We start from the raw sequence: 23,394 nt of genomic DNA on the forward strand, positions 1-23,394 counted from the left end.
CGATCCCAAGCAACGGTTCGGGTTAGAAGAACAAAGCATGACGACCCAAGCTCCGGCACGGTCTTAAAAAACCAAGGCAAAATCGGTCTGCCATGCAAAATTACAACTGTTTAATTGGTTAAACAACGTCAATCAAGACGTACTAGGCTTCTTAATTGGAGGCATTATGAGTAACGAACAAGCTTACAAAGAGATTGCACCGAGGCTGGCCGGCCTGCGTGATGCAATGGACATGAGCGTTGAGGAGCTTGCTGAAAAAGTAGGTGTTACCCCTGAACGCGCTGCACAGTATGAATCCGGTACTGTTGAAATCCCGGTCAGTTACCTGATGGATGTGGCCCACCTTTGCGGTGTAAGCCTGACCGTGCTGATTTCCGGCAGCGAGGCCCACCTGACCAACTACGCGCTGGTAAGAAGCGGCAAGGGATTGAACGTGGACCGCCGCAAGGACTACGATTACAAGAACCTCGCATCCACTTTCGTAGGTCGTCGCATGGAACCTTTCATGGTCGAAGTTCCGGCCAAGGAAGAGTCCGACATGAATTTCACCACCCACCGCGGACAGGAATTTATCTTCGTGCTCGAAGGTCGTCTTGAACTCAGACTCGATGATTCCGTACTGGAGCTTGAAGAAGGCGATTCCCTGTACTTTGACTCCAACACTCCCCACGCCCTGCGCGGTCTTGACGGCAAATCCGCACGCATGCTGGATGTAATTCTGTAGCAGGTCGCAAAATGGATGCACGCCTGTGCACCAGCGGCCTGCGGTAAAAAACACGTTTTTTACACAAGGATTTTACATCAAACAACAGCAACGGGATGCAAGACATCCTACCGTGGAGATATAAAAAAATGGAAAAGCAGAAATACGGCTCTTACGAAGAATTCTGTGCCGAATACAAGACCGAGGTCCCTGAAAATTACAACTTTGCTTTTGATTGCGTGGACGTGATCGCCGCTGATGATCCCAACCGTCTGGCAATGATCCACATCGGCCCGGACGGCACCCGCACTGAAAAAGATTTCGACTTTTTTTCCAAAAAGTCCTCCCGTCTTGCCAATGCACTGAGCAAAGCCGGAATCGTCAAAGGCGACCGGGTCATGATCATCCTGTACCGCCGCATTGACTGGTGGGTGGCCATGCTGGCCTGCCACAAAATCGGTGCCGTGCCTGTTCCTTCACCCAACCTGCTCACCGTTAAGGATATTGAGTTCCGCGTAAACTTCGCCAAGATCAAGTCTGTTATCTGCGAAGATTCCATCACTGAACGGGTTGTGGAAGCTGATAAAAATTGCCCCTCCCTTGAGGTGCTCGTTCAGGCCGGAGAAAGCGCGGCCCCTGAAGGCTGGCTCGACCTTGAAACCGCCTGCGCCGAAGCCTCCGATTCTTTCCCCCGCCCGTCAGACTATGCCTGCGGTGACGACTCTTTGCTCATCTTCTTCTCTTCCGGTACCACCGGACCGCCGAAGATGGTTGAGCACACCCACAACTACCCGCTGGGACACTACGTAACCGGGGCTTACTGGCACGACCTTGAGCCGAGTGACGTACACCTGACCCTCGCCGACACAGGTTGGGGCAAGGCTGTCTGGGGTAAATATTACGGCCAGTGGATGGCCGGGGCTGTCGTGTTTGTCTGGGATTTCCGTGGCAAATTCGAGCCCTCTGAACTGCTTAAGGTTCTGGCCGACAACAAGGTCACCACCTTCTGCGCGCCGCCCACGGTCTACCGTTTCATGATCCGCGAAGATCTTTCCAAGTACGACCTTTCCGCGCTCAAGCACTGCACCACCGCAGGAGAACTGCTCAATGCTTCCGTATTCGAAGCATGGAAAGACGCCACCGGGCTGCCCCTCTACGAAGGTTACGGGCAGACCGAATCCGTGCTCCAGATCGCAACCTTCCCCAACATGAAACCCAAACCGGGTTCCATCGGTAAACCCTGTCCGGGCTGGGATGTGACGCTTATCGACACTGAAGGTAATCTCTGCTCCCCCGGTGAAGAAGGCCAGATCTGCGTCAAGCTCGATCCCCGTCCTGTGGGACTTTTCACCGGATATCTCGATGAACCGCAGAAGACAGCAAACGTCATGGTCGACGGCTACTACCAGACCGGTGACAAGGCATGGATGGATGAGGACGGCTACTATTGGTTCCTCGGCCGCACCGATGACCTGATCAAGAGCTCCGGTTACCGCATCGGGCCCTTTGAAGTAGAGTCCGCCCTGATCACCCATGACGCCATTGTGGAAGCCGCCGTAACCGGCGTGCCCTGCGATGTTCGCGGTCAGGCCGTAAAGGCCACAGTCGTCCTCGCTCCCGGATATGAAGGCAGCGATGAACTGACCAAAGACCTGCAGAACCACGTCAAGAAGGTCACCGCGCCTTACAAGTACCCGCGCATCATCGATTACGTAAAAGAATTGCCCAAGACCATCAGCGGCAAGATCAAACGAGCCGAGATTCGTGCTAAGGATGAGGAAGACGCTAAGGCATAAGGAGAATGCCTCCGGCGGCTTAAACCCTTTGAAAAGGGTTTAAGAATCCCAAACTTTTTTAATTGGGCTTCGCCGTGTAGCTTTTAAATCTGTCTAGTTTTAGGACCGCAATATCTTTTGAAGATATTGCGGTCTTTTTGTTTGACCTGTCTATAACTTCATAGTTCATGTTAGGTTCATGACATAGCTATGCACGGAGTTGATTATGGTTAAAACATCATCAGGTATGACCGTGGGACGGTTGGCTAAAAAATACGGCCTCTCGCGCAGTACTTTGCTTTATTATGATTCGATTGGGTTATTGTCCCCGCAAACGCATATGAAGGGTGAGTATCGTTTATATGGTGCGGAAGAGGAAAAACGGCTGGCCCAGATCTGCCATTACCGCAAGGCCGGGATTCCGCTTAAGGAGATCAAGATTATTCTGGATTCTCCGGTTAGCTCCATTAGCGGAGTGTTGGAAGCCCGGCTCAAGGAACTGAATGAGGAAATTGCCTCGCTCCATGAGCAGCGGGAGTTTATTTCCGGGATATTGAAGAGTGGGTCGGCGGTGCCGTCCGCCAAAATGGACAAGGCCGCATGGACCGAGGTGCTACGTTCTTCCGGGTTCAGCGAAGAAGACATGCGCGACTGGCATAAGGCCTTTGAACGCACTCATCCTGAAAGGCACCAGCAGTTTCTGGAATACCTGCAGATACCGGACGATGATATACGGCTGATCCGCAAATGGTCCGCAGGACCGCAACGGATACAGAAAATTAAACAAGCGAGTGAAAGATATATGGAACTTTTTTACGATTTCTTTTCCACCCTGACCAGACTGGGACCGGGCAGCAGCAAAACAACCAAACGGGCACTGGCCTGCGTAAGCGGATTGCCGGAAAATGCGCAGGTGCTGGATGTGGGGTGCGGGACTGGTTTGCAGACAATTGCCCTTGCTGAAGACACTGACTTCCAGATTACAGCTGTGGATAACTGGCAGGTCGCGCTGGATAGAATGACTGTTCTGATTGAGAAAGCAGGCCTTGCCGAGCGCATTACAGTGCAGCAGAGTGATATGAACGAGCTGGGTTTTGCGCCTGAATCATTGGACCTCATCTGGAGTGAGGGCGCAATTTATCTCATGGGCTTTGAGAACGGCGTTTCCAAATGGAAGGAGTTCCTCAAACCCGGCGGCTGGATAGCACTCAGCGAGATGACCTGGACTGCGGACGAACGCCCCGCAGAAGCTGCCGCATTCTGGAATGAAGGTTACCCGGAAATGAAATCCATTACCGAAAATATCGCCACTCTGGAGCGGCAGGGTTTTGAGGTTGTGGATCATTTCATCCTTCCGCAATCGGATTGGTGGGATATGTTTTACAGGGAGATTGAAGACGCAATTCCCGCTTTTGTGGAAAAACACGGCGATTCAGCCGAAGTACGCATGGTTGTGGAAAGCAATGAAAAAGAGATGGAAATTATGCGCAAGTACCATGAGTATCTTGGATATGTTTTTTACATTGCCCGTAAGAAATAGTTAATCAGCAACAATCTGCAGATTCAAATACAGGCGCGCCTGCGCAGGCCACGCAGGTGCACAACAAAAGCAGGAGAGTACAATGGACAAGGAAAAATGGACTGAAATCTTCCGTGAAGCCGGATTCAACAACGTGGACATGCACAACTGGCACAAGGCATTTGAAAAGTTATACCCGGAAAAACATCAGGCCTTTTTGGAGCATATTCAGGTGGGGCCGGAAGAAATCAGAAAGATCAGGGAGTGGTCGAAATAGATTAGACTGTCAACAAGCCCCGGTACACGTGTACCGGGCATTTTCATTCTTGATAAGATCGAGTCAGGAATTCACTTTACGCGCAGATGGGGCTTTATAAGCAGTCTGGCTATTTGACCGCGCAATCAATCCGGCCTATAAAACCCAAGCGAGCAAACATATAGCGGCAGACTTTATCCGGTCCATTCCGAGATAAAGCCTGACCGTGAACCTTTAACGTGCCAGCGAGGGGCCATGAAAGGTAAAAATAAAAAAGACGCAATCCTGTATGCGGCTCAGGAGATTTTCGGGCGTTACGGCTATGCCGGAACCACCGTAAAAATGATCTCCGAACGGGCGGGCGTGGCATTCGGACTTGTCTCCCACTATTTCGGATCAAAAGAGGAACTCTTCATCACTGCCGGGGTAGCTATTGTTGAAGACCTTACTGAATACCTGAGCACGGAAACCCGCAAAGCCAAAAACGGGCTGGAAGGGATTCAGACCTTCATGCGCAGCTATCTGGGATACACCCTGCAGCACCGCAACACCTTTCCGGTTCTGCTGCGCTGCTCACCGTTTTCCGATGTGCAGATAGAACTGGACCGGACCCGCATTGCCGTGAAATTTCAGCAACTTTTGAATGTCATCCGCGAATCCGTGGAACGGGGCATTGAAGACGGCTCCATCCGCGATCTTTCCATTGATGACACCACCACCATTGTTTATTCCAACATCGTAGGTACGGTCAGGACTAGGTTCCTCTCCCCCTACGACCTGCCCAACCTCTACGAGGAAACCACCGACTTCGTGGTCCGCAGCATCCGGGCCCGGGATTAAATTACCCGATTTTTCAAAACAAAAAAGCCGTGCAAGCTATAGCTTGCACGGCTTTTTTGTTCCCAACTTGACAGATTGATATTCATCCTCCATCTTGCCTGCATGCAATATTTTTCCGAAAATAACACCGGGAATCGCAAAACCGTTCTCCCGGTACTCCTGCTCCTTGGAGCAATGCTTTTCTGCCTGCTCGGTCCGGCAAAAGCCTCGGCCCATCCGCATGTTTTTGTGGACTGTTCGCTGACCTTTGAATTCAATGACAACGGCCTTGCCGGGGTACGCCAGAAGTGGTGGTTCGATGAAATGTTCGCGGCCATGATCCTCGGTGATTTCGACAAAAACCACGATAATAAGCTGACCCCGGACGAGGCAAAAGCCCTTGAACAAGGTGCCTTTGTAAACCTGAAGAACTTTAATTACTTTACACGTATCCTTGTGGACGGAAAAGAACACACTCCGATTGAGGCGATCCGGTTCAAACCTTCCATTGAGGACGGGACCCTTGTGTATGAATTTTTCGTACCTCTGCAGATTGCGGACAAGGCCAAACATGTGGTCATGGTCGCTATTTATGATGAAAGCTTTTACACTGCGGTCCAGATGGATCCCCAGAACAAGGTACTGGGAATCAGCGGAAAATATAAAACCAGTCTCGATCTGGAACCGGTTGCGGAAATGGCCTATTTTTATGACCAGATAGTCCCTGAAGCCGCAGTACTGACCCTGCTACCCCAATAGAATAAATATGAAAAATACGAACATCCTCATCATTCTGATATTGACTATTACTTTCGCTTTCTCTGCCGTAACTGCCAAGGCACAACAGAACAACCCTTTTCTGGCCCCTCAAAAACAGGAGACCCAACCGCAGTCCCCTGAACGGCAGGTGCCAAAATCGCCGTTCGGAACAGCTGCTCCGGCCCCGTCTCCGGCAACGCAAACAATCCAGAAAGACTGGACTGGGGGGATCTACAGCAAAGCAATGTTCAAGATCACCCTGCTGCAAAAGGAAATCCGGGCCAAACTGACCGGATTTGCAAGGGAGATCAAAATAAATCCCTACGGTAAGTCGCTATGGATGTTCCTTGGTTTTGCCTTTATTTACGGGATAGTCCATGCTGTGGGTCCGGGACACGGCAAATCCGTGGTCTGCGCCTACTTCATCTCACGGGGCGGGTCCATGTTTGCGGCAAGCTTCATGTCATGGGTCATAACTCTTGTGCATGTGGGGTCGGCAACCATTGCTGTCTGCCTTGCCTATCTGTTCCTGAAAAGCGGCATGTCCGGTTTTGAAATATTCAATCGCCATCTCCAGACCGCAAGTTATGCACTGGTGGCCCTGATCGGCCTCTGGTTGTTGATTGAAGCCCTGCGCTCATTCAACAAGAATGATCGCGCGGAATGCGAAAACAGGGGACGCGGATCGCTGAAAGAAATAGCCACGGTAGCCTTTGTAACCGGAATTGTTCCCTGTCCGGGTGCGGCCATCATTCTGGTCTACACCCTTTCCACAGGCATCCTCCCGGCAGGGCTGGCTGCCATGGTTTTTCTGGCCACCGGTATGGCCGTGACCACCACCTGTTTTGCCCTTGTGGCCGCAAAGGCACGTAACGTCATGGACCGCAGCAGCTTCACCCGCAGTGTGCGCATCGCCTACTCGATCATCTCCCTGATCGGGGCTGCGGTGATTATCTGTTTCGGCCTGCTTATGCTCTCGGCCCACCTTTCGTTGGTTTAACCTAAGCAACCTGCTTATATTTTTTTAATACAACAATGACAGCACCCTTCAACAATGCTATAAGAATATTCAGCCTTTTTTCACCGGGCTGGAAACAGGAGACGACACAGCAATACTGAGCAAAGCAGATACTGCGCCACGGGAGAAGTTGGAACGATGATCAATCTTGCCGGATATGAAAATGTTGCCCCTTTTTATGAAGGGAATGACATGACACTCTGCAGGGCTGTGAGGGGATATGATGATCTTCCGGTCCTTATAAAATATCCCAATGACGAACTGCCGTCCCCCCGGTTGCTGGCAGGCTTGAAAAACGAATACGCCACTGCGCAGGAAATCGGCAATACCGGTATAATACAGGTTGTAACCCTGCATCGCACCGACAACTCACTGGCCCTGATTCTGGAGGATAAGGGATACAACCTGCTCAGTGCCATGATCCCCCGCAACAATACCAACCTGAGCCAGAAGCTCATGATTGCACTGCGGATTGTCAGTTCCATCAACCATGTCCACACCAAAGGCTACCTGCACCGCAACATCCGCCCGGACAGCATTGCCGTTGCCCCTGATTACAAAGAAGCACTGCTGACCAATCTGCAGAACAGTTCCCGGGTCACCGATTCATATACCCGCTCTTCTGCGGAGCTTATTTCCGCTGACAATATCGCCTATATTTCCCCGGAACAAAGCGGCAGGGTCAGTACTGAACTGGACAGACGCTCAGATTTCTATTCACTGGGGGTCACCCTGTTTGAGCTTTTCACCGGCAGCAAGCCCTTCTCCGCACAGGATGACCTTGAGCTGATCCACTGCCATCTGGCCAAGGAACCTCCGGATCCGCAGAGTGTCAATGCGGAAATTCCGCCAGCACTGTCCGCAGTAATAACAAAGTTGCTCTCCAAAAATCCCGGTGACCGCTACCAGTCGGCCCACGGCATCAAACAGGACCTGAAATCATGCCTGCGGATCATCGGCAAAGAAATCTCAATTAAAGACTTCACACCGGGGCATCAGGATATTTCGGAAATTTTCACGCTCTCGCAGAAGCAGTTCGGAAGAAAGGAAAATACGCAGGAACTCAAGGATGCTTTCAGTAAAGTAATGCTGGGCAGCTGCGAAATAGTCTTTATCGGCGGAGAGGCAGGGAGCGGCAAGACCACACTGGTGCAATCCTTCAGCAAACATGTCTACAGGGAAAACGGGGAGTTCATCTCCGGAAAGTTCGATCAGTTCAGGCGCAACCGCCCATACAGTGCTTTGATTCAGGCTTTCAAGGAACTGTTGAAAAAAAGACTTTCCAGCCCGACCCCGGTAATCAATGCCTGGAAAAAACGGATCACCAGCGTGCTGGAACAGAACGCCAGCCTGATAACCGATGTCCTGCCCGAGCTTGAACTTCTTATCGGACAGCAGCAGCCTCCGGCAGAACTTGGTTCAACAGAATCCCGGAACAGGTTTAATCTGGCATTCAAAAATTTCATAAAAGTATTCCCGAGCATAGACAAACCGCTGGTTCTCTTTCTGGATGATCTGCAATGGGCGGACCTCTCAACCCTGCAACTTCTGAAACGGCTGCTTGAAGATCAGGAAACCTCTCACCTGATGCTCATCTGTGCCTACAGAACCAGCCAGCCCATGGAAGAGACCATCCATGAGCGCATCAACGAGGTTGTGGAACTCAGCCCCAAAGTCCGCACTATCAACCTGCAAAGATTAAAGCTGCACCACGTGCACGGCTTTATCTGCAGAACCCTGAGAACAGACCGCAAAAGAACTGAAGAACTCGCCCGCATGGTCTTCAACCGAACCGGCGGCAACCCTCTCTTTGTCCGCGAATACCTGCTCAACATGTACCGGGCGGAACTCATCAGCTTTAACAGCGACAAGACCCGCTGGGAATGGGATCTCAAGGCCATCCGCAATATCTCCATGGACGGCAACCTCGTGGAGCTCATGGCTGAAAAAATCCTGACCCAACCCCGCGAAGGACAGGAAGTCCTTAAAGCCGCTTCAGGGATAGGATGCAAGTTCGACCTGCGCATTCTTATGGAAATAATGGAACTTCCGGAACAGATCATTCTGGACTACCTGAGCCTTGCGCTGCAGGAAGGATTGATCGTTGCCGACGAAGGAGCAGCCTCTTTGAATACTGATTTTGAGCCCCGGACGGGACCTCAATATCTTTCATTCATGCATGACCGGGTACAGCAGGCCGCGTACTCCATGCTGAATGCCGAAGAAAAGACCAACCTTCATATGTCCATAGGCCGGGCCATGCGCAGCATCTGTTCTGAAAAGGAAATCGACGACGCGACCTTTGAAATTGCCTCCCAGTACAACTTGTGTATCAGTGCAATAAATGACCCGCAGGAGAAAAAGGAAATTTCTTCGATTTTCATCAAGGCCGGCCGAAAGGCCAAGAGAAGTTCCGCCTTTGAACTGGCTGCCGGATACCTCTCCACAGCAGCACGTTTGATGGCTGCCAACGGCTGGGAAACAGCCTACAAGAAAAGTTTCAACCTTTATCTTGATTTATACGAATGCGAATTCCTGAACGGCGCACTCAGGCAGGCTGAAAACACCTTCGAAACCATGATTAAAAACGTGCAGGAACGCACAGACGCCACCAATGCCCAGCTGTCCAGAATGCAGCTTTATTCTGACCAGAGCAGGTACCACGAAGCAGTTAAAATCGGATTGGAAACCCTGCAGCAATACAACGTGGCAATCCCCGAACTTCCGGGACAAATTTCCCTAGGGGCAGAACTGCTTAAAACCAGAGCGGCACTGGGAACCAGAAGCGCAACCCAATTATTGAATCTGCCGGAAATGGACTCTGCAGAACATCTGGAAGTCATGAAACTTCTAATGCAGACCATCGGACCGGCATACATGTACAACAAGAAACTCGCCCTGCTCATCGTCCTCAGGATGATCCGCTTTTCAATTAAGCACGGCAACGGGCCGTATTCACCATTCAGTTACATGTTTTATGCCCTGTTTCTGGCTTCCCGGAAATTTGACTTTAAGAAATCAGGGGAATTCACAAAGCTGGCGGTGGATCTGAACAAAAAATTCGGGACTTCGGAACTGGAAGCCAAAATCAACCTGCTTCGCGGGGGGATGCATGACCATTGGCATGTACCGCTGCGGGAAAACATTCGCATTCTGGATAAATCCTTCCACAGCGGACTCATGCATGGAGACAACACCTATGCCCGCTATGCCGGATACATGGCGGTACATATAAAATTCATGCAAGGAGAGCACCTTGCAGATGTATACACTCTTGCAGACCGCTATCTGAATTTCATCCAGAAAAACCAGAACACCCTCAGTTCAGGTGCCATCAACCTGACTCTGCAGATGTGCAAAAGCCTGCAGGGCAAAACATACACCCCCGGCCATCTTGACGATGACAATTTCCGGGAAAGCAACCTCATCAGTGCCGCCAAAAGCAGCGGTTCGGAAGTGCTGATCAACTGGACCGCCCTCTCCAAATTAATCTCACTTTCTATTTTCGGCTCCCACACCAAGGCCATGGAACAGGTTGACCAGCTTTACGACAAAGTGGATGAAGCCCTCTTCGGCATGTATTCGGTTGCAATTTTCCATTTATTCAGCATTGTAAGCATGGCCGCCCTTTACGAAAAGGCTCCCTCTAAAACCCGCAAGCTGTACTTCAAACGCATCAACAACTCTCTTTCCCTGCTGAAAACATGGGAGGCAAGCTGCCCGGAAAACTTCCGCCATCTTTACCTGATCGGAAGAGCCGAATTTGCAAGACTGACCCAAAACAACAGTCGCGCCATAGCTCTCTATGAGCAGGCCATTAAATTCAGTGTCAATGCCGGATATAATAATTTCAGCGGACTGGCCTGTGAGCTTGCAGGTGAATTCCATACCGGAATCGGCGGATCACGTTCGGCAACAGCCCTGTTTTCCGAAGCCTGCCATTATTATCAGGAATGGGGAGCATCCGCCAAAGTACAACGGATGCTCAACAAACATCCGCAATTGCGCTCAGACCCAAACGGCAGCTTCATCCCCGCAGCCTACACAGAGGATAAAAGCAGCAGTTCCCTTGATATTTCCGCAGTGGTCAAGGCATCACAAGCCATTTCCGGGGAGATTGTCCTCAACCGACTGTTGGACAAACTCATGCGCATCGTCATTGAAAACGCCGGGGCGCAAAAAGCCACCCTGCTCCTGAACAACAAGAACAAACTTGAACTCACAGCACATGCCTTTGTTTCCGAACACGGCATAACAACCCAGCCCAACCCGGACCAGACTCAGGAGCTGTACTGCCGCAGCATCGTCAACTACGTGCTCCGCTCCAAAGACAATATCGTCATACGTGATGCCGGAACACAGGGGCCCTTTTCCATCGACAGCTACATCATCAGGACCAAACCTAAATCCATACTGGCCATGCCGGTCATCAACCAACAGCTCATGCGCGGGGTGCTCTATCTTGAGAACAACCTCAGCCCGGGAGTTTTTACCGATGATCGGCTGGAAGTTCTCAACCTGCTCTGCTCACAGGCGGCTATCTCCATCCAGAATGCCCGGCTCTATTCCGACCTGCGCGATTCGGAAACACAGCACCGCACACTGCTTGAAAGTGTCAACGTAGGGGTTTTCAGGGCCGAGGTAGACCCTGACGGACTGTTGCTCAAGGCCAACCGGGCCCTTGCTGAAATGTTCGGCTACCGGGGCTGGAATGAAATAAGGAAAACCCAGATAAGAAGTCTGTACGTAACCCCGGAAACACACCGGGACATCGTCAAAGAACTGGTCGAAGGCGGAATCGTCCGTGACCGGGAAGTGAACATGCGCCGTCAGGACGGCACACCCATCTGGGTGAACATGACTGTTTCCCTTGAAAAAGACGGCAAGAAAAACAACTGTCTTGAAGGGGTGCTCGAAGACATCACCGAAAAGAGAAAGGCTCAGGAATTTGAAAAAGCCAAGGTCGCTGCGGATGCGGCCAACAAGGCCAAAAGTGATTTTCTGGCCAGCATGTCCCATGAAATCAGGACTCCCATGAACGCGATTCTGGGCATGGCCGACCTGCTCTGGGAATCAAGGCTGAGCAAGATACAGCGTAATTACGTTAAAATTTTTAAAAACGCGGGCGAAAACCTGCTCCTGCTCATCAACGACATCCTTGACCTCTCAAAAATTGAGGCCGGACAGATTGATCTTGAAGAAATCGACTTCAACCTTGAAGAATTATTTGAGGAAATAGGTTCAATCTTTGCCCTCAGGGCTCAGATCAAAGCGATTGATTTCTGCTGGTATATCAGTCCGGATGTCCCCCGGCTCGTCACCGGAGACCCGACCAGGCTGCGCCAGATCATCGTCAATCTGGTGGGCAACTCCCTGAAATTCACGGAAAAAGGAACCATTACTTTTGAAGCCGACATCACTGAAGGAGGATATCTGCGTTTCATGGTCAAGGATACCGGCGTAGGCATCCCCGTAAAAAAAATGAACTCGATTTTCGATACCTTCTCACAGGCGGATTCATCCACCACCCGTAATTACGGAGGGACCGGTCTCGGGCTTTCCATCTGCAGCCGCATGGTGGAAAGCATGCATGGCGGTATTTTTGTATCCAGCACCGAAGGTGAAGGCTCTGCGTTCGCTTTTACAATCGCTGCGGAATTTCCCATGCAGCCGGAAATAGCCCCTCCGCTTGAAAACTGCGCCATACTGCTGGTGGATAATGAATGCATATGCCGGGATTATCTCAGCCACAGTCTGATTGACCTCGGCGCGAAAGTTTATACTGCGGACGGGCTCGGCGATTCTTCGGGTTATGCTGCGGAGGTATCACTTTCTTCATACGAGCACTGCATCCTTCTGGTAGGACAGCCGACCGGGAAAGACGACCGTTTCGAAGTCCTGAAAAAGCTGAAGCACGGTCCCTGCCTGAACTGGAAACTGATGATGATAATGGAGGCCAAACCGCAACCCAGAGCCACTGCCCGGGCCAAGCAGCTGGGCGCCTCGTACGTGCACCGCCCTGTTCACCCGCAGGCCATAGTGGAAGACATCCGCTATGCCTACACCTGTGAAGCCGCTCCGGAAGAGTGCGATGAAAACAGCCATGAACTGGATACAGAACAAGTTGAAATGATGGAAGCGACCTGTGAACCGCAGCAGACACCAGCAGAACACAACATCCTGCTGGTGGAAGATTCCGAGGACAACCGCATGGTCATCGATATGTTTCTGAAGGATGCGCCATACAAAATCACCTATGCTGAAAACGGGCAGGAAGGTCTGGAAAAGTACAAAGAAGGGGAATACGGCATTGTACTCATGGACATACAAATGCCGATCATGGACGGATATGAGGCCACAAAAGCCATCAGACTCTATGAAGAGGAACACGACCTGAACCAGACCCCGATCATGGCCCTGACCGCCAATGCTTTTCAGGAAGATGAGCAGAAAGCCCTTGAATGCGGCTGCACAGCCCACATGGCCAAGCCGGTCAAAAAGAAAAAGCTGCTCCGCACCCTTGAAGAATTTCTGGGGTAGGGGGTCAGCCGCGCCCTACCACCTCCGGGTCAGCACCCCCCTCCAACTGGAGGGGATAAATTCTTCATAATCTTTGCCCACATCCGCAAGGACGGTCATCTCACCGGAAAGGCTTATGCCGTAAGGTTTCATAAGTCGCAGGGGATACTCGTCATTTTTAAGCTGGAAGCCTGTGGAGCTGTCCAGCACGGTCAGCATTTCTTCCGGGGAACGGCCAACCAGCACTGATGACGGAAAAAATCCGGCTTCTGCGGTATGTTCCGTCAACCCCTCACAAAGGGTCCTGCTGATGAAAATAAAATCTTCCTTCCACAGACTGCGTCCGGCACTGGGCAGGGTTTCATTGCAGATGTAGTGCAGCTTGCGCCCTTCCAGAAAACCGTAGCTGTCCACCTTTTTGGCATCGGCCACCAGAACATTGCCCAGCCCCATGGTTCCGAGAACCTCATTGGTCCGCTCCGCAACAATCTGGTTTCTTTCGATGCCCACCAACGATGCCCCCGCAAAGCCGTTACGGCGGGCCTGCACATCCATGGCCAGCATCAGGATTCCGGTTCCGGTACCGATGTCCAGCCCGGTGAAATGGTCCCCGCCCAGCTGCGGTCTGGCCTCGGCAATATCTTTGAAAATATGTACGCTTTTGGGCAGGTCGGCCAGCATGCACAGGGCAAACCCGTATGACAAAAGCTGTTTGCGCAGCTCAAGGCAGTTTTCCAGCACATCACTGCCCAGCCTGCGGTGCACGAAACGGTCGAAGAGCAGGGAGACATCTTTTAACTCCAGCACCTTTTCGTGGGAGCCGGGATAAACATAGGCATGAAAAAATTTAACCATGAGATTCATCAGCAATGGTCCATCCAGCTCCACGGCGGGATTTCCGGCTTCGGCAAGGTCCTCGACCAGCGAAGTCCGGCGGTAGATTTTCTCTGCTAAAACGGTTTCTTCCATTGGGGGACGCTGTAATAAACGCAAACTGGCTTTCTTAATCATTATCCGGACCTGCCTTGTTTTCTGCTGCTGATGAGATTCAAATATAACGCTTTTTACAGTCCATTGCCACTCAATACAGGAGACAGGACTGAATGTATTTACTTGACCTTTGCGCTAATCCTGATACGGACAACCCAGCACTTGCGGTGAACACATCTATAACTAATGGCAAAAATGCCCTACCAGAGTTCTCCGCCACGATCAAAAAAGAAATACACAGGAACTACCATGTCCCAGAATATAGACCCAGTTATCAAAAAAGAAGTCGAACGCCGCAGGACCTTCGGCATTATCAGTCACCCGGATGCAGGTAAAACCACACTGACCGAAAAACTGCTCCTCTACGGTGGAGCGATCCAGATGGCCGGAACCGTTAAATCCCGCAAAGCCGCCCGCCACGCCACTTCAGACTGGATGGCCATGGAACAGGAACGCGGAATTTCCGTTACCACCTCGGTCATGAAATTCAACTACCACGACTACGAAGTCAACCTGCTGGATACCCCGGGTCACCAGGATTTTTCCGAGGACACCTACCGCGTGCTCACCGCAGTGGACTCCGCACTCATGGTTATTGACTGTGCCAAGGGTGTTGAGGTCCAGACCAAAAAGCTGATGGAAGTCTGCCGCATGCGCGACACCCCCATCATCACCTTCATCAACAAGATGGACCGCGAAGGGATTGATCCCTTTGATCTGCTGCAGGACATTGAAGAGACCCTGCAGATCGAATGCGCGCCCTTAAGCTGGCCCGTCGGCATGGGTGCCGACTTCAAGGGCACCTACAACATCCACAAAGGCGAACTGCATCTTTTCTCCGCCGTTCACGGCGGCGGCATCCAGAAGGGCGAAGTCATTCAGGATCTTTCCGATCCCCGTCTCGATGAACTGCTCGGTGATCAGGCCGACCAGCTGCGCGAGGAACTGGAACTGCTCGAAGGCGCAGGCTACCCCTTTGACAAGGAACGTTATCTCGCGGGCAAGCAGACCCCGGTTTTTTTTGGCAGCGCAATCAACAACTTCGGTGTTCAGGAAATGCTGGACTCTTTCGTGGAACTGGCTCCGCACCCCAAGCCGCGTGCCACCACCTCCCGCGAAGTGTCCCCCTTTGAACCGGACTTTTCCGCAGTGGCCTTTAAGATTCAGGCCAACATGGACCCGGCGCACCGTGACCGCATCGCTTTCATGCGTATCTGTTCCGGTAAATTCAAGCGCGGTATGAAGGTCCGTCACCACCGCATCGGCAAAGAAGTGCAGATCGCCAACGCCACCATCTTCATGGCGCAGGATAGAACCGGTGTGGAAGAAGCATACCCCGGCGATATCATCGGCGTGCACAACCACGGGACCATCAAGATCGGGGACACCTTCACCGGGACCAAGGAAGAACTCAAGTTCACCGGAATCCCCAACTTCGCGCCCGAACATTTCCGCCGCGTAATCCTCAAGGACCCGCTCAAGAGCAAGCAGCTCGACAAAGGTCTGCACCAGCTGGCCGAAGAAGGTGCGGTGCAGCTCTTCAAGCCGCTGGGCAACAATGACAAGATTCTCGGCGCGGTCGGTCTGCTCCAGTTCGACGTGATCATGTCCCGCCTTAAAGACGAGTACGGTGTGGCCGCGCTCTACGAACCCGTAGAATACCACACCGCCCGCTGGATCGGCAGCGACGAACAGAAGGAAATCGACGGCATCAAAAAACGCTACCCCCGTTTCGTGGCCCTCGACGGTGACGACAACCTGACCTTCCTCGCACCCAGCCAGTGGCGGCTGCAGCAGGCTGAAGAAGAGTGGCCCAAGATTAATTTCAACAAGACCCGCGAGCATCAGTAAGAAAGTATTGATGCGCTGCGCGCTTTTGATAGGTGATTTCGCCTCCGGCGGCCAAAGGGTCCACGACCCTTTGGAATCCCTATCGGGCTTTCGCTCTCTTTTGTGGAAAGCCCTGCTTAACTTAAAAGACCTTGCTTCGATACAATGAATCCGCTGCCTGGGGTTGACGAAGGGCTGTTTGGCTAATATCGAAGGGAGATACTTTTCATCCTGCCCACCCGTGGTTTTTCAGGAATTAACTATCCTGAAGCATCACGGGTCGGTAGGAATTCTTTGTTTCCACATGACGGAAATGTAATTACTACCGGGCTATTTTTATATGCAAGTACCTGAACAATATAAGAAAAAATTCACCAAAGACGAAATAAACGAACTGCCCCTTCGCCAATATGAAGGGCCTATAAAGCTCATTGACCGCGAAGAGGACGTTCCGGCGGCTATTGAAGAACTTTGCCGCTGTGAACTGCTCGGCTTTGATACCGAGACCCGTCCGGTCTTCCGCAAAGGGGTTTCCTACCCCCCTTCCCTGATCCAGCTGGCCACAGAAGACTGCGTATACCTGCTGCATCTCAACCACATTTCCCTTTCCGATCATATTAAGGAAGTTCTTTCTTCTGCCGATATAATCAAAACCGGAGTGGCGGTTATCAATGATGTCAAGGAATTGCGTGACGTGTCCCCCTTTGAAGGCAAAGGGTTTGTAGATCTCGGCGATCTGGCAAGGTCATTGGAAATGCAGACCAACGGACTGCGCAACCTTGCCGCCAACCTGCTCGGATTCCGCATTTCCAAGGGCGTGCAGTGCTCCAACTGGGGCCGCAAGGAACTGACTCCGCAGCAGATCACCTACGCTGCCACTGACGCTTGGGTCAGCCGGGAAATCTACCTGAAATTTCAGGCACTCGGAGTCCTTTAATCGTTTTAAGAATCAGGATCACCATGAAAGCCAGACATACTCTCATCGCACTGTTCATTCTGACAATCTCAGCTCTTCCGGCTTTTGCACAGGAAGACTGCCCTGATGTTTTCAAAGCCGAGCTTGAAAATATTTCCGGCATTGACGCCGTGGTCCAAAACGATGGCGGATTCCTTGCCATCCTCAAAAAAGGAAGCAAAAAACGGGCAGTCAGCATTATTTCGCAGATTAACAAGCTGCGTAAAAACAGTGCCGGGGAATGTGATTTCTCCGGAACTGCCGTGGCAATTATGGACAGCGACCTTGAACAGCTGAAAAGCAAATCTTCAGCATCCATGTCCAAAGGCGACGTGACCAAACTGCTCTACGACCATGTCTACAAACTCAGCCCGGTTCAGGTTGCAGAAAACCTGAGGGGCTACGAAAAACTTTCCGAACTGGCTCCCCATAACAGCTACTACAAAGCCCGCAAAGAGCACTACGCCAAAAGGGCCGAGCTGGTTAAGACAAGGGCAGAGTTCATTGCCCGCTGCATCAAGGCATTTCCCAAAGACCAGAAAATTGTGAACCTGAAGGTCAAAAGGGATTTCTACCTCTTTGTGGTTGCCGGGGATACCCCGCTCAAAACAGCGGAAGCATTCATGGACAGAATCGCGCAGGAAACTCCGAGACCGGAAAAGAAAATGTGCGTCATCGCATATTCTGCCGATCTGGGTAAAAGGAAAACCAGCTGCCCTGTTGAATATCAGGAAATGCTGAACTCCAATGAAGAAGAGCTGCTCATGCGCCATGTGCAGTCCCTGCCCGGCTACAAAGTGCAGCAGAACATCAATGGCTACAAAGCACTGAAAAAGATCAATCCCAACTCCACCCTCTACACCAAAAAGCTGGCCGCATACGAATCCAAACAAGAAGGTTTGCAACGCTTCCTCAACCTAAGGATTGCTTCCGGAGACAAGTTGATCAGCAAGGACAGCAACCGCGGTTCCACCCTCTACGCAACTATCAACAGCAAAGCCCTTGACGGGAAATCAGCTTCCGCAAACAAAAGACTCTACCGTTTGCTCACCGATTATTACGCCGCAAGCGGATACGCCTACAAAAAATGCGTACTTAAAGGTGCTGCAGGCAAAACACTAGGCACCATCTCCTGCGGGAATTCAAGGTGCAGTTTTAAATAATTAATTTCCTGATAGACAAATAGAAATAAAAATGGGTGAATCAGCAAAAACGGATTCACCCATTTTTATTTTGACGATCTTTCATACGAAGCGGCGAAGCCCCGATAAAAAGTTTTTTGGGAGAGTCCAGAGAACCTTTTTTTCCCAAAAAAAGGTTCTTTGGCCGCCGGAGGCATTTCTCCTACATAGTCAAAACAAAATAGACAGAACCGACCAGCACGAGACTGGCGGCGCGCAAGCCCTGGTTGTAGACGATAAGCTTGAGGGCCATTTTGCCGCGAAAGATTCCGGCATAATAGGGCAGCTGATGGCGCAGGGCGCGCACCGGGGTGGAAAGCAGATTACCGATAACCAGTGCCAGCACGATTCCTCGGGGATCAATAGCCCCGGTCCCGAGCAACGAACCCGCGGCAGCAAGCCCGGCGGTGAATTCAGCGGCAAGGCTGAAAGCGATAATCCCGAAAACCTGCGGATCAAGCCACGACAGAAAGCTCAGGTGCTCGCTGAGATAGGTCTCAAAAGAAGCAAATATGCCGTAATGACGGAGAAAGAAGAAGGCCGTGTAAATGGGGATGGTCAGGTAAACGACCTTGGGCAGCCTGCGTTTTAGCCGCTTCACGGCCTTGTCCAGCACTTCGCGGAAGGATTTTGCATCCTGCCCCTTGAGCCGTTCGGAAACATCTCCGCAGCTGCCGTCGGCAGGCAGGGAAAAACGGCCCCAGAGCACAATGGTCCCGGTACGTACAAAAGCCGCAATGAGGGTTAATCCCACGTAAGTAAAGGCCACATTGCCGATAAACGGAGCGGCGATAAAAAAGACCGTGGGCATGTGCAGGAAATAGGTGGGCAGGCTGTTGAAGAGGTTGGAGATAACCAGTTCGCGGTCGCTTAACTCCCCTTTTTCATAAGCCTCGGAAAGCATGGAGTTGGCGGCTACGCCGGAAAAAAAGGCCAGCGCGAAACTGGCCCCGCTTATATCCTTGAGCCGTCCGGCCCGGATAAGGGGATTGGCAAGCCGCCCCATGGCCCGGGTCCAGCGCAGACCTTCTACAATATTACCGACCAGCAATCCAAGACTGATAAAAAGCAGCAAGCGGATCAAGGGCCAGCCCAATCCGTTCCAAAGAATATCTAAAGTCAACAGAACCTACTTTTTCTTCCAATTATCAGCAGCCAGGATTTTGAACACGGAATCGTCTTCAGCAAGGACTCCGGCATCAATAAGTTCCTTCATGGCCACCAGAAAATCATTTTCCTCGCCGCTCCATTTCTCAAGGCAGGCAGCATAGGTGATGTCGGTGGCAGTGGCTTTACAGTTCTTTTCAGGATCAATCTTACTGCCCAGCATACCTTCGATCAGCAGGAAAAGAGAATTCGCTTCCACGGAAAGTCCGAGATCAAAAATAGAAACAGCCATCGCTTCCTCCGTAATTGGTTGGTGATACAATAAAAGTATACTTGAACGGCTCCAAGGGCCAGAGAAAAAACAATTCTGAAGGCTATGCTTTTTCCTGCAGCAATGCTTTGAACTGCTTGAGCTCTTCCTTGTCCATGCGGCTGAAATTCCCTTCCGCAGGAAATGAACCGTCTCCCACTTCCGCAATATAACGTTTTACGGCATCAATGCTTTCCCCGCGCAGCTGGGCGAATTTCTTGACGAACATGGGAACAAAACGGTCAAAGAGGCCGAGGATGTCGTGGTAGACCAGCACCTGCCCGTCCGTATCCGGGCCGGCACCGATGCCGATGGTGGGAATTGATACCCGGCGGGTAATCTCCTGCGCCACTTCATGGGGGACTGCTTCAAGGACAATGGAAAAACACCCGGCAGCCTCAAGGGCCAGTGCTTCATCTACAAGGGCGGCAGCTGAACGCCCGTTCTTGCCCTGCGCCTTGAATCCACCGAAACGGGCTACGTGCTGCGGGGTCAGCCCGATATGGCCCTGCACCGGAACACCGGAATCAACAATGGCCCGCACATGCTCCAGAAAAGGGAAGCCGCCTTCAAGCTTAACTGCCCGCGCCCCGGTACGGCTCAGGAATTTCCCGGCATTTTCCACTGCCAGTGCCACTGATGGCTGATAGGACATAAACGGCAGGTCGCCCACGATGAGTGCCCTCTTGGCTCCGCGCGAAACTGCTGCCGCATGGTGCAGCATATCGTCCATGGTCACGGAAAGGGTGTCTTCGTAGCCGAGCACAACCATGCCCAGAGAATCCCCCACAAGGATCATATCCACTTCTGCTGCGTCCACAATCTGTCCTGAAGGATAATCGTAGGCGGTTACCATGGAAATCTTGCGCTGTCCCTTAAGGGCGGTAATGTCCGGAGCTGTAATTTTCTTCATTTTTTCCTCACAGATTAAATGTCGACTGATTAAGGAAGGATTTTCGGTGCAGCTTCTTGATATGGGCAGTAGAAAAGTAAATCAAGTCTAGTGAAAAATGTCTCATTGTATAAAAAAAGAGGTCCGGCAGATGCCGGACCTCACTAACAATCAAAAATGGGTGGAACTAAAGTTCTTGCATGACCCAGACGACCCGTCCGACCACATGCTTCTCGTGGCTTTCAACCGGGATGTACTGTTCGGGATGCTGGGAATCGTCGGGACGCAGAATGAAGCGGGAATTTTCCGGATCAAAAAAGACCCTGCGGATAACCACGCCCTGATGGGGAACATGGATGGCGTAAATATCACCGGCCATGAGCCTTTTCTGGGAATCATCAATACCGACAAATGCATCACGACGGATAGAGGGTTCCATGGAGGAACCTTCAGCCTTGAGAACCACCAGAGAAGAGCGGTAGAATGTTTCCGGGATGTTCAGTTCTGAAACCTGCTGTGATTTCCAGATTTCCGCTCCGACATCCTCGCCGGCCATGGAGGAAACAGGAACAATCCTGCCCCGGGACTGCACCTGACCGTACTGGGCGGTTGTTTCGCTCAGAATCTGGTCAGCGGCAATCTTACCCTTGCCCGGCTTAAGATAGACAGGTTCAATCCCGTCGGAAAGCCATTCCGGGTTCAGGCCGTGAGTCCTGTACAACTTGATAAACCATTCAGCAGGAATGGAACTTCTTCTCTTTGCATCTGAAATGCTGGACTGGCGAATATTCAGAATTTCGGCAAGCTGAACCTGAGTTCTTGTTCCGGTAGCCTTCTTGATTCTCTCCAAGCTTTCATCAAACCACTTTGACACGCCTACCTCCTGTGAAGACAGAATAAAAACAGCGATTAACTATCTCAAAAATATAATAACCCTATAAAGCAGATCGTTTTTTCTGCATACAATCGATTCTTCTAATACCTATTTAACTGACTGCTATCATGAAATTTATAAACAAGCAAAACATTAAAACAACACACACAGATACAGACTGCGAAGGATGTAAAAACATCAAGATAAATAAATCAACCCTGCATATGGAATAGTACAATTGTACTTTTTGTTTGCCCGCACTGTACAGGCGACAACAAATATAGACAACTATGAAACGTGCCCTCTATTTTATTTCAATGAAAAACTACAAAAAAAGCAACAACCTATTAAGAACAAGCGAAGCGAATGTCAATTTTCTCCCAGAGGAAGGATGAAATAAAAATTATTGCCCCCGTCCTGCGGCTCGTAGCCCACATGCCCGCCATGCAATTCCACTACCTGCCGCACAAAAAACAAACCATGCCCGGAACCATACTCATCACCAACGTTTTCGCTGCGGAAACCGGGCTGGAAGAGCTCTTCCCGGTCTTCTTCCAAAAGATGCGGGCCGGTGGTGAAAACATTCAACTTGAGTCCATTCCAACCGTTCTTGAAATAATCTTCCACCACATCCCAACCGTAAGCAGCAAACTTGTCCCTGCGCCCGTCGCACATAGTCTCTTCGCGGGTATACTTAACAGCATTGGAGAATAGATTGGCATAAACCTGAGAGATAAGCCCCACATCGGCCACAATACGCACCTCGCGGTCAGGCACGCCGCCCATGCTGGTATCCAACCGGATTCCCCGCTCCTCGAACCTTGAACGGTACCGTTCAAGCTGCGGCTCAATAATCTTCTTGAGCAGGTTGCAGGGCCGCTTTTCCACAATATAACGTCCCTCTTCAAAGTGCTGGCGACGCAACAAAGTTTCCAGAAAAAGACTGGTCTGCTCATAATGACTGTGGATTTCATTAAACTGGTGAACCAGACCGTTGTACAGCAGATCCAGATCATGACTGACTTCATCTACTGATTTTCGGTAAACCTCTCCGCGAAGTTTGCGGATATTTTCAATACGGTCACGCAGTCTGTTGTAAAAAAGCTTGAAATACATGTTAGGGACAATGACATTATGCCCCACGTCCTTGACCAGATTGCGTACGAACTCCAGATGTTCCTGCCCTTTGCGGCGCAGGAGCTTGCTGTGCAGCTGAAAACCGACCCGGTTGACGAATTTTTCAAAAAACAATGACTGGTGGTCGGAAAGATTATCCAGCTTATAAAATTCAAAACAGCCGATCACATCCCCTGCCGGCTTGAAGGGCAACTGGTCCACCAGTTCGATATTCCCCCGGATAGGGATAAAAAGGTGGCCGCCGTGAAAAACCTTTTCAAGAGGAATTGAACTGCAGACCGGACCGCGGCTTTCCGTTCTGCCCACGGGAATAAACTCGTCCGGTCCAATGGCAAGATAAAGCCTGCAGTCCAGATCAAAAAGGGATCGCGGGACGGCTGTACAGACGGCAAAAAAATCTTCTAGGGAATCAAACTCCTGAGCAAGATCAAAAAAAATCATCAACGCCCGCTTTTCCGTTGCGGAAAAGCTGTAGTCTTTATAATCATCCATTTTTTCATGGATGCGCCGCTGGATATACAACATTTTGTCCGGGGCCGGGCCAAGGGACAGCTGAAATCCTTCACCCAGCGGACCTTCCGGCTCGTATGAAGAAACATCGGCACTTTTATTTTCGCTGCTCATGATATCTATCCGGGGTTCAATATAGAAAGGGGCTTCTATGCATCATACGGCCCCTGTTAAAAAGGAGCAAGCAGGAAGATAATTTTTTACGACTCCCGCAATATTTACTGTGATTCAATTTTGTGC

General features: G+C 51.1%; 17 protein-coding genes. 11 read left to right on the forward strand and 6 right to left on the reverse strand.

Annotated features, from left to right (window positions below):
• Positions 1-166: 166 nt before the first annotated feature.
• The 8 genes from FMR86_RS05345 (at position 167) to FMR86_RS05380 (ending at position 13,389) form a co-directional block, all read left to right on the forward strand.
• Entirely contained in the window at positions 167-724 is a 558-nt protein-coding gene (locus FMR86_RS05345) for a helix-turn-helix domain-containing protein (RefSeq protein WP_163350061.1), read from the forward strand.
• 128 nt (positions 725-852) lie between these two features.
• Positions 853-2,499, forward strand: coding sequence for an AMP-binding protein (locus FMR86_RS05350; RefSeq protein ID WP_163350062.1), 1,647 nt, complete (start codon positions 853-855; stop codon positions 2,497-2,499).
• A gap of 205 nt (positions 2,500-2,704) precedes the next feature.
• Positions 2,705-4,018, forward strand: coding sequence for a MerR family transcriptional regulator (locus tag FMR86_RS05355; RefSeq protein ID WP_163350063.1), 1,314 nt, complete (start codon positions 2,705-2,707; stop codon positions 4,016-4,018).
• An 82-nt stretch (positions 4,019-4,100) separates the two neighbouring features.
• Positions 4,101-4,274 carry a hypothetical protein gene (locus FMR86_RS05360; RefSeq protein WP_163350064.1) on the forward strand — a complete coding sequence of 58 codons (174 nt, stop codon included), beginning with the start codon at positions 4,101-4,103 and terminating at the stop codon, positions 4,272-4,274.
• A gap of 234 nt (positions 4,275-4,508) precedes the next feature.
• Positions 4,509-5,093 (forward strand): TetR/AcrR family transcriptional regulator, encoded by a 585-nt coding sequence (locus tag FMR86_RS05365; RefSeq protein ID WP_163350065.1) that lies wholly within the window; start codon positions 4,509-4,511, stop codon positions 5,091-5,093.
• 102 nt (positions 5,094-5,195) lie between these two features.
• A complete protein-coding gene (locus FMR86_RS05370; RefSeq protein WP_163350066.1) occupies positions 5,196-5,831 on the forward strand; it encodes a DUF1007 family protein in 636 nt (211 codons plus the stop codon).
• A 7-nt stretch (positions 5,832-5,838) separates the two neighbouring features.
• Complete coding sequence (locus FMR86_RS05375; protein WP_163350067.1) at positions 5,839-6,831, forward strand: nickel/cobalt transporter; 993 nt, start codon at positions 5,839-5,841, stop codon at positions 6,829-6,831.
• 156 nt (positions 6,832-6,987) lie between these two features.
• On the forward strand, positions 6,988-13,389 hold the full coding sequence (locus tag FMR86_RS05380; RefSeq protein WP_163350068.1) for an AAA family ATPase: 6,402 nt from the start codon (positions 6,988-6,990) through the stop codon (positions 13,387-13,389).
• Between the two features lie 15 nt (positions 13,390-13,404).
• Here FMR86_RS05380 and FMR86_RS05385 read toward each other — a convergent pair whose 3' ends face one another.
• Positions 13,405-14,337, reverse strand: coding sequence for a hypothetical protein (locus tag FMR86_RS05385; RefSeq protein ID WP_239057152.1), 933 nt, complete (start codon positions 14,335-14,337; stop codon positions 13,405-13,407).
• A 270-nt stretch (positions 14,338-14,607) separates the two neighbouring features.
• Between FMR86_RS05385 and FMR86_RS05390 the strand changes: the two genes are divergently transcribed.
• The 3 genes from FMR86_RS05390 (at position 14,608) to FMR86_RS05400 (ending at position 18,306) form a co-directional block, all read left to right on the forward strand.
• Positions 14,608-16,209: a peptide chain release factor 3 gene (locus FMR86_RS05390; RefSeq protein WP_163350070.1), complete on the forward strand. Its 1,602-nt coding sequence runs from the start codon at positions 14,608-14,610 to the stop codon at positions 16,207-16,209.
• Positions 16,210-16,528: 319 nt separating this feature from the next.
• Positions 16,529-17,125 (forward strand): 3'-5' exonuclease, encoded by a 597-nt coding sequence (locus FMR86_RS05395; protein WP_163350071.1) that lies wholly within the window; start codon positions 16,529-16,531, stop codon positions 17,123-17,125.
• A gap of 23 nt (positions 17,126-17,148) precedes the next feature.
• Positions 17,149-18,306: a hypothetical protein gene (locus tag FMR86_RS05400; protein ID WP_163350072.1), complete on the forward strand. Its 1,158-nt coding sequence runs from the start codon at positions 17,149-17,151 to the stop codon at positions 18,304-18,306.
• A 181-nt stretch (positions 18,307-18,487) separates the two neighbouring features.
• On the opposite strand, the gene FMR86_RS05405 is transcribed toward FMR86_RS05400, so the two are convergent.
• The 5 genes from FMR86_RS05405 to FMR86_RS05425 all read right to left on the reverse strand — a co-directional run bounded on the left by FMR86_RS05405 (position 18,488) and on the right by FMR86_RS05425 (position 23,268).
• Positions 18,488-19,447 carry a hypothetical protein gene (locus tag FMR86_RS05405; protein ID WP_163350073.1) on the reverse strand — a complete coding sequence of 320 codons (960 nt, stop codon included), beginning with the start codon at positions 19,445-19,447 and terminating at the stop codon, positions 18,488-18,490.
• Between the two features lie 6 nt (positions 19,448-19,453).
• Positions 19,454-19,723 carry a hypothetical protein gene (locus FMR86_RS05410; RefSeq protein WP_163350074.1) on the reverse strand — a complete coding sequence of 90 codons (270 nt, stop codon included), beginning with the start codon at positions 19,721-19,723 and terminating at the stop codon, positions 19,454-19,456.
• Between the two features lie 82 nt (positions 19,724-19,805).
• The gene (panB, locus tag FMR86_RS05415; protein WP_163350075.1) at positions 19,806-20,654 is read right to left on the reverse strand and encodes a 3-methyl-2-oxobutanoate hydroxymethyltransferase; all 849 of its coding nucleotides are present in this window, start codon (positions 20,652-20,654) and stop codon (positions 19,806-19,808) included.
• A 166-nt stretch (positions 20,655-20,820) separates the two neighbouring features.
• Positions 20,821-21,507, reverse strand: coding sequence for a S24 family peptidase (locus tag FMR86_RS05420; protein WP_163350076.1), 687 nt, complete (start codon positions 21,505-21,507; stop codon positions 20,821-20,823).
• A 369-nt stretch (positions 21,508-21,876) separates the two neighbouring features.
• Positions 21,877-23,268, reverse strand: coding sequence for a sensor histidine kinase KdpD (locus FMR86_RS05425; protein WP_163350077.1), 1,392 nt, complete (start codon positions 23,266-23,268; stop codon positions 21,877-21,879).
• Positions 23,269-23,394 lie beyond the last annotated feature (126 nt).

This window comes from Desulfovibrio sp. JC010 (assembly GCF_010470675.1).
Taxonomy (GTDB): domain Bacteria; phylum Desulfobacterota; class Desulfovibrionia; order Desulfovibrionales; family Desulfovibrionaceae; genus Maridesulfovibrio.

Bases quoted from the DNA above. Each gene is read 5' to 3' on its own strand.
- FMR86_RS05345 (WP_163350061.1), top strand. From the start codon at position 167: ATGAGTAACGAACAAGCTTACAAAGAGATTGCACCGAGGCTGGCCGGC.
- FMR86_RS05350 (WP_163350062.1), top strand. From the start codon at position 853: ATGGAAAAGCAGAAATACGGCTCTTACGAAGAATTCTGTGCCGAATAC.
- FMR86_RS05355 (WP_163350063.1), top strand. From the start codon at position 2,705: ATGGTTAAAACATCATCAGGTATGACCGTGGGACGGTTGGCTAAAAAA.
- FMR86_RS05360 (WP_163350064.1), top strand. From the start codon at position 4,101: ATGGACAAGGAAAAATGGACTGAAATCTTCCGTGAAGCCGGATTCAAC.
- FMR86_RS05365 (WP_163350065.1), top strand. From the start codon at position 4,509: ATGAAAGGTAAAAATAAAAAAGACGCAATCCTGTATGCGGCTCAGGAG.
- FMR86_RS05370 (WP_163350066.1), top strand. From the start codon at position 5,196: ATGCAATATTTTTCCGAAAATAACACCGGGAATCGCAAAACCGTTCTC.
- FMR86_RS05375 (WP_163350067.1), top strand. From the start codon at position 5,839: ATGAAAAATACGAACATCCTCATCATTCTGATATTGACTATTACTTTC.
- FMR86_RS05380 (WP_163350068.1), top strand. From the start codon at position 6,988: ATGATCAATCTTGCCGGATATGAAAATGTTGCCCCTTTTTATGAAGGG.
- FMR86_RS05385 (WP_239057152.1), bottom strand. From the start codon at position 14,337: ATGGAAGAAACCGTTTTAGCAGAGAAAATCTACCGCCGGACTTCGCTG.
- FMR86_RS05390 (WP_163350070.1), top strand. From the start codon at position 14,608: ATGTCCCAGAATATAGACCCAGTTATCAAAAAAGAAGTCGAACGCCGC.
- FMR86_RS05395 (WP_163350071.1), top strand. From the start codon at position 16,529: ATGCAAGTACCTGAACAATATAAGAAAAAATTCACCAAAGACGAAATA.
- FMR86_RS05400 (WP_163350072.1), top strand. From the start codon at position 17,149: ATGAAAGCCAGACATACTCTCATCGCACTGTTCATTCTGACAATCTCA.
- FMR86_RS05410 (WP_163350074.1), bottom strand. From the start codon at position 19,723: ATGGCTGTTTCTATTTTTGATCTCGGACTTTCCGTGGAAGCGAATTCT.
- panB (WP_163350075.1), bottom strand. From the start codon at position 20,654: ATGAAGAAAATTACAGCTCCGGACATTACCGCCCTTAAGGGACAGCGC.
- FMR86_RS05425 (WP_163350077.1), bottom strand. From the start codon at position 23,268: ATGAGCAGCGAAAATAAAAGTGCCGATGTTTCTTCATACGAGCCGGAA.